The sequence below is a fragment of the Massilia sp. NBRC 108631 genome (assembly GCF_059704565.1).
In genome coordinates this window covers 20,332-27,125 of sequence record NZ_BAAKJE010000134.1, presented here as the reverse complement: position 1 = coordinate 27,125, position 6,794 = coordinate 20,332, and the positions used below count along the sequence as shown (strand labels likewise).

Genomic DNA, 6,794 nt, shown 5'->3' with positions numbered 1-6,794 from the left:
CTGCGTTTGACAAAGCGTTTTGTTTGTCAGCAGCGAAGAAGGAAGATTATGAGGCTTGTCGTTGCTTCCGTCAACCCCCTGCTTTTCCTTCCATCCTGCGCTGCGTATGTTCAGCAGCGCGGGGACAGAACTATAGCAAGACACTGTCCCATAGGCAAGCGCTATTTCAGGTTCATGTAAGGTGGTGGCATCAGGCTTGCTAAGTAATAGAAAGCGGCACGGCCAACGGCCCTGGCGCGGCGTTTGTTCCGTCCTGGGTGTTCCATAACGATACAAATGCGCCATACTGTAACAACCGACACACAAAAAACGCCGCGTCAGACGGCCCGCTAGAGGAATCGGAGACATGTACCAGCCAACCGCCACCACTGCCGCCATGGATATGGCCGGCATCATCAGCACTTCGCACGAGCGCTCGCTCGCCTATGGACTCTGCCCGGAAAGCAAACTGGACATCGGCCCCATCGCCAGCGGCGACCTGTCCCTGCTAATAGAGCAGAACAAAATGCTGCACACCCACGCGCTGCCGGCCATGGAAACGCTGTACCAGCAAATCATCAACACCCACAACATGGTGCTGCTGACGGACGCGAACGGCGTGATCCTGCATTCGCTGGGCGATGCGGACTTTCTTGAGAAGGCCAACCGCGTGGCGCTGCAGCCCGGCGCAGCCTGGTCCGAAGAGCGCAGGGGCACCAACGCGATCGGCACCGCCATCGCTGAAAAGAGTGCTGCGCTGGTGCACGCGGACCAGCATTATCTGCAAGCCAACCACTTCCTGACCTGCTCCGCCGCGCCGATCACCGACAATCACGGCAACGTGGTCGGCGTGCTGGACGTATCGGGCGACCAGCGCAGCTACCACAAGCACACCATGGCGCTGGTGCGTATGTCCGCGCTGATGATAGAGAACCAGCTGTTCCAGGCCACGTTCGAGGACTCGATCACGCTGCATTTCCATACCCGGCCGGAATTCATCGGCACACTGATGGAAGGCATTGCCTCTTTCACGCCGGGCGGACGCTTCCTGTCCGCCAACCGCAGCGGACTGTTCCAGCTGGGCTTGAGCTATGCGGCGCTGCAGACGCACACCTTCAATTCCCTGTTCGGCTTGCCGGTGTCGGCACTGTTCGACCATTACCGTACCGCCGCCCCCGGCCTGCTCAACCTGTGCATGCACAATGGCGTGCGCGTGTACGGCCGCGCCCAGCTGCGCCTGGGCAGCAGTCACTTCCAGCATGTACTGGCCGAGCCGCACGATACCGAGCCCGCAGCACGTCCTGCGGCGGCGCCGTCCGCGCTGCATGCCGCGAACGCGGCGCGCAAGCTGTCCGGCCTGCGCTATCTGCGCACCGGCGATCCGCAACTGGAACTGGTGATCGACAAGGTGACGCGCGTGCTGGGCAAGGACATTCCCATCATGATCATGGGCGAAACCGGCACCGGCAAGGAGCTGCTGGCCCAGGCCATCCACAACGACTCGCCGCGCGGCCAGGGGCCCTTCATTCCGGTCAACTGCGCGTCGATTCCCGAAACGCTCATTGAATCCGAACTGTTCGGCTATGAAGACGGCGCCTTCACCGGCGCCCGCAAGAAGGGCGCGGTCGGCCGCATACTGCAAGCCAACGGCGGCACATTGTTCCTGGATGAAATCGGCGACATGCCCTACAGCCTGCAGGCCAGGCTGCTGCGCGTGCTGCAGGAACGCATGGTGACGCCGCTGGGCAGCAGCAAGTCGATCCCGGTCAACGTCGAAGTCATTTGCGCCACCAACCACAACCTGCGCGACCGCATCGCCAAGGGCTTGTTCCGCGAAGACTTGTATTACCGGCTGAACGGCCTGGTGGTCAAGCTGCCGCCGCTGCGCGAGCGCACCGATCTGGAAACGGTGGTGAAGAAGATTATCGCCATCGAATCAGGCAGCACGCGCTATACGGTGGCGCCTGAGATGCTGGCACTGTTCCGCTGCCACAAATGGCCCGGCAACTTCCGCCAGCTGACCAATCTGCTGCGCACCGCCATCGTCATGGCGGGCGACGAGTTTGAAATCTCGCAGCGGCATATGCCGGATGACTTCCTGGACGATATCGCCGCAGCCGATCCGCCATGCGCTGCTGCTGCCGCTGCTGCTACATATGGCGGATCGGCCCCAGCCATCCACCTGCCGGCCGGCGGTGCCAGCCTGGAGGACGTGGAACACTCGCTGATCCAGAGGACCCTGGCGGCGCACGGCGGCAATGTGTCGGCCACGGCGCGCGCGCTGGGCGTGTCGCGCAACACCATCTACCGCAAGATGCCGCACCTGAAGTAAGGCTGTCATGCGCGCCCCGCTGCCGCTGCGAAACCGGGCGAGCGGCGCGCCCGGCCCTGCTTGTCCACCGTGAGCAGGTCAATGCCAGGCAGGCGGCCGGCCAGCGCATGCGCCTTCTTTGCGCCCATGACCATGAACGCCGTGGACAAACCGTCCGCCAGCAGCGCGGATGGCGCCAGCACTGTCACGCCGGCCAGTTCCGGCGGCGAGTCGCCCCGCTCCGGGTCCAGTATGTGGTGATGCACGCGGTCTTGCGTGAACACCGACTCATAATCGCCGGACGTGGCCAGGCAACGGTCGCGCGCCAGCACGATGTCGGTACAGGCGCCGGCATCGCGCGGATCACGGATACCCAACGCCCAAGGCAAGCCGGGCGGCTTGGCGCCGCTGGCAGCGAACTCGCCGGTGTCGAGCAGCGCGTTGCGGATGCCGTGCCGGCGCAGCGCGGCCAGCGCCAGGTCGGCGGCATAGCCTTGGGCCAGGCCATTCAGGGTGAGCGCCATGCCCGGCCGCAAAAAGCGCACTTCCCCGCGCTTGAAGGCGAGCTGCCGCCAGCCGACCAGTGCACGGGCACGGCTCAGGGCCAGCGCGTCCGGCAAGCCACCCCGCTCTGCAGCCTGCGCGTACGCCAGCCACAAGGGCTGGACAGTGACGTCGAAGGCGCCGTCGGTCAGCAGCGCCAAGGCGCGCGCCTGCGCCAGTACCAGCAACAGACGGTTGTGGGGATTGGGCAGCACGCCGTCGCGGTTGAGTTGGTAGACCTGGCTGGCCGGATCGTAGATGGACATCAGCCGGTCCACTGCCTGGGCTTCTCGCAGCGCGGCGCGCATTGCCGCTTGTGCCGCTGCGCCGTCGGCGTGCGCCACCGTGACGGTGACAGTGGTGCCGAACGCCTGCGCTGCGGCCGTGTGCAGCGGCGGCCCCGCAGCCGCTGCCGAGCTGGCGCCCGCCTCGGCGCCGGCCAGCACGCCGATCGACGCGGCCAGGAATGTCCTTCGTTTCATGATGCTGTCTCCTTGGCGCCTGCGCGCGCAATGGGAATGACGCCGCTTCGCTTGCGCTCCAGCAGCAGCGGTGCGCATTGCGCTTCGCTATCATGGATGGCGACGCAGTCCAGGCACTGGAAGCACTCTTCGTAGTCGATCGCGCCGGCCGGCTCGATGGCCTGGTAGGCGCAGCGGTGGCGGCAAGTCTGGCAGGGCTGGCCGCATGCTTTGCGGCGCGGCACCCAATCCAGCAGCCTGGCCCGCCCGAGCAGCGCCAAGCCCGCACCCAGCGGGCACAGGTAGCGGCAGAAGGCGCGGAACCAGACTGCGCTGAGCAGTACCAGACCCGCCGCGTAGGCAACGTAGGGCCAGCTGCGCACGAAGCTGAGCGTGATGGCGGTCTTGAACGGCTCCAGTTCCAGCAGCAGGTCAAGACTCGCCGCTGCCGGCGCGGGGGCAGCGCCGGCGGCATCGGCCACTGTGCTTTCCAGCGCGGCACTGGAGGCGATCGCCACATTGACGGCGATGGCGGCAAGGGCCACGAACTTGAGCCATTTGAACTGTCTATCGGCCTTGCTGCGCAGGCGTATCTGCGGCAGGCGCAGCCACTGTCCCAGCCGGGCGCCGAATTCCTGCAGTGCGCCGAAGGGGCACAGCCAGCCGCAGTACGCGCCGCGTCCCCAGAACAGCAGCGCCACCAGCGCAAACGCCCACACCATCAGCGTGGCGGGGTCGAACAGCAGGTATTCCAGGCTGCGCCCGGCAGCCAGCGCTTGCGCCACCCCGGTCAGGTTGACGATCGAAAGCTGGGCCTGGGCCCAGTAGCCGACGAAGCCCAGCGTAAACACCAGGTAGGCGAACCGGAAGCGCGCCAGCCGAACGCTACGCCCGGCCAGGCGCCGTTGCAGAATCAGCGCGCCAGCCAGCACCAGCAAGCCCACGGCCAGCACGCCAAGCGGCACCGCCTGCGCGCGCCAGACACCATGCCATGCCGGTTCCGCAGCAGCGCCGGCGGTATAGAAGCGCTCGGGCAAGCGGTATTGCAGCGCCAGTTCGCGCGTGGTCCGCTCCGGGTAGACGATGCCCTTGCTGCGCGTGACGGGCAACGCAAAGTCCAGCGGCAGGCCGGGGTCCAGCCCGGCCTGGGCGATCACGCGGAACACGGCGACATGCGCGCCGCCAAACGCGGCAGGATCTTTCAGCGACAGTTCCATGTCCAGGTCACGCAGCTCTAGCGGCAAGCCTTGCTGCCGAAGTAGCAGCCGCTCCGGAACGCTGCCCGGCACGAATTCCTCCGGCATCAGCGTATGGCGACCGGACCAGGCCGCGAGCACCGCATGGTCGCCAGGTTCCAGGCGCGCCGCAAGCTTGTTCCAGCTGCGCGGCGCCAGCAGGCTCCGGCCCACTGCCGGCAACGACACATAGGCCAGCCGCAAATCGACGAAGGTGCCGTCAGGATCGCGCAGGGCCTCCGCATCCAGGCCGGCGCCGGGCGAGCCGCTGAACAGCGCCTCGGCCTGCCGGTTGGTCACGCGCAGCTGGTGCAGCACGCCCTGCGCCACCATGCGTTCAAGGCTGAGCGGCTCTTCCACATCGGTGCGCAGCCGGGCAGCCTGCGCGGGATCGCGCCCGGCCGCGAATCCGAGACGGGCCCGCGCAACCTTCAGCGCGGCGGATAACACACTCTGGTTGATGATGCGCACCGAAGCGGTCGCCTTGGCCACGCCGTCCAGTTGTACTTCCTGCGGGCCGCCTTTGCCGTCCTTGACGCCAATCCGGATGGAGCTGGCCAGCGGCACGCCCTGGTACTGCGACAGGAACTGGGCCAACGGCGCGTCGCCCAGGCCTTCCAGGAACACCGGCTCGTGATGCGACAGCACCGAGACACCAAGGAAAGCGCCTTTCGCATCCAGCGCGATGAGCAGGTTAGGCGGCACGCCGGCGAAACCTGCCACCGGCGCCAGGTCGATGGACTCGAACGCATAGCCCACCAGTTCCGTCGCCGTCGCGTTCTGCCGGTACAAAGGCCACACCGGCAGCGCCGCGTCGCGCTCGCCCACCATCAGCGGCGCGGGAAAGCGCTGCGCCACGGCGGCGCGGTCCAGCACACCGGCCGCCGCCGGCGCGCCCGGCGCCGACAGCAAGAGCGCCAGCAGCAGCATCGCCATGCGCCGCAAAACGTTGAGTACCGAGTGAGCCATCATAGCGCCGCCAGCCTCCGCAGGTCAGAAGAAGATGATGCCGCCGAGCGAGGCGCCGCTCATCTTCGCTTCGCTGCCGTTGAAGCCCTTGGAACGGGTCTGCCCCACTTCGCCCACCAGCGTGATGGCGCTGTTCAGCGTGTAGTACGCCCCCAGCGTAAGGTTGGCGTTCGATTTCAAGCCGCCGGTGCCCGCCGTGTTGTCGCTGTTTTTGCTGATGCCATAGCCCAGGCCCAGTTTCATCTTGCCGGTGGCCTTGTAGGTGCCCTGTACGAAGTAGTTGCGCGCCGTGGTTTCGCCCTGGTCCGCGTCGGACAGCACGCCCAGTCCTTTGCCGCCCTGGAAGTTGGCCAGCAGGCCGAGCGTGCCCTCGTTGTAGGAGGCGCCCACTTCGAAGGCGCGCATGGTGAAGTCGTTCACGCCGGGGGTCACCGACTCGAACTTCTGCCCCTTGGCGCCCAGCCAGGCCTTGGCGCCGCCCGCGCTCCAGGTGAGCTGGCCCTGAAGTTGCGGGCTGGTCTTGGTCGAGTACACCGACGGCGTGAGCAGCGGCGTGTCGGATACGGGGCTTACCAGCGCCACGTCGACGCCGAAGCCGCTGCTCTTCGGCGAGCTGTAGGCGATCTGGCCATAGTAGCCGACGTAGCTATAGCCTGCGCCGATGTGGCCCAGCGTGACGCGGCCGCGCTGCGTGGCCTGCACCGGCGCACCGGCGCCGATCAGGGTCATGTCGCCGAAAATGGCGCCGGCGCCGAACAGGCCGTTGTCGCGTCCCATCTTGATGGTGCCCATGTCGGCCGTGCCGAAGGTGAAGTAGGCCTGGCGCACGTCCACGTTGCTGTTCTGGCTGATGGCGCTGTCGGTGGCGGTGGCGTGGTAGATGCCGATCAGCGCCTTGACGTCGTAGCCGCCCAGGTTGGAGCTGGCGGAGGTAACCAGGCCATTGGGCAGCAGGCCGTTGCCGATGGTGCTGCGGTCGTCCTGGCCGCCGCAGCCCAGGCCCTTGCCGGCCAGCGCCAGCCCGCCCACGGCATCGCCGGAGCACGATACCTGGGTGTAGTAGGCGTTGACGATACCGCCCACGCCCACGGTCCAGTCGCCAGCTTTGAAATCAACCGCGCCGGCATGCTGCGCTGCGAAAGTGGCAACGGCGATGCCGCCCGTGATGATCTTTTTCATTCCAGTCTCCCTTGGTTTTATGTTTGAGTGCACCGCGTTCGGTGCACCACCTAAGGGGCAAGTTGCGTGCCGGGTATGCATCAGAGGGAGAGACCTGCGGCGCGCGGCCGCTGTTGT

General features: G+C 66.5%; 5 protein-coding genes. 1 reads left to right on the top strand and 4 read right to left on the bottom strand.

What is annotated here, in order from left to right:
- Positions 1-348: hypothetical protein (locus AC6H42_RS15140; RefSeq protein ID WP_497548403.1), on the bottom strand; the 348-nt coding region annotated here is incomplete at its 3' end.
- On the opposite strand from AC6H42_RS15140, the gene AC6H42_RS15135 reads away from it, so the two are divergent.
- Positions 347-2,311, top strand: coding sequence for a sigma-54-dependent Fis family transcriptional regulator (locus tag AC6H42_RS15135; RefSeq protein WP_497548402.1), 1,965 nt, complete (start codon positions 347-349; stop codon positions 2,309-2,311). The genes AC6H42_RS15140 and AC6H42_RS15135 overlap by 2 nt on opposite strands.
- A gap of 5 nt (positions 2,312-2,316) precedes the next feature.
- Here the strand turns inward: AC6H42_RS15135 and AC6H42_RS15130 are convergent, their stop codons facing one another.
- From AC6H42_RS15130 to AC6H42_RS15120, 3 genes are read right to left on the bottom strand one after another with little or no spacing between them, the layout of a single operon-like run.
- A complete protein-coding gene (locus tag AC6H42_RS15130; protein WP_057156165.1) occupies positions 2,317-3,315 on the bottom strand; it encodes an FAD:protein FMN transferase in 999 nt (332 codons plus the stop codon).
- Positions 3,312-5,501, bottom strand: a complete 2,190-nt coding sequence (locus AC6H42_RS15125; RefSeq protein WP_229418232.1) for a 4Fe-4S binding protein — start codon at positions 5,499-5,501, stop codon at positions 3,312-3,314. Before AC6H42_RS15125 ends, AC6H42_RS15130 begins: the two co-directional genes overlap by 4 nt.
- A 21-nt stretch (positions 5,502-5,522) precedes the next feature.
- Positions 5,523-6,677: a porin family protein gene (locus AC6H42_RS15120; protein WP_057156163.1), complete on the bottom strand. Its 1,155-nt coding sequence runs from the start codon at positions 6,675-6,677 to the stop codon at positions 5,523-5,525.
- Between the last annotated feature and the right edge of the window lie 117 nt (positions 6,678-6,794).

Excerpts from the sequence above, each read along its gene's own strand:
- AC6H42_RS15125 (WP_229418232.1), bottom strand. The coding sequence starts at position 5,501 with ATGATGGCTCACTCGGTACTCAACGTTTTGCGGCGCATGGCGATGCTG.
- AC6H42_RS15135 (WP_497548402.1), top strand. The coding sequence starts at position 347 with ATGTACCAGCCAACCGCCACCACTGCCGCCATGGATATGGCCGGCATC.
- AC6H42_RS15120 (WP_057156163.1), bottom strand. The coding sequence starts at position 6,677 with ATGAAAAAGATCATCACGGGCGGCATCGCCGTTGCCACTTTCGCAGCG.
- AC6H42_RS15130 (WP_057156165.1), bottom strand. The coding sequence starts at position 3,315 with ATGAAACGAAGGACATTCCTGGCCGCGTCGATCGGCGTGCTGGCCGGC.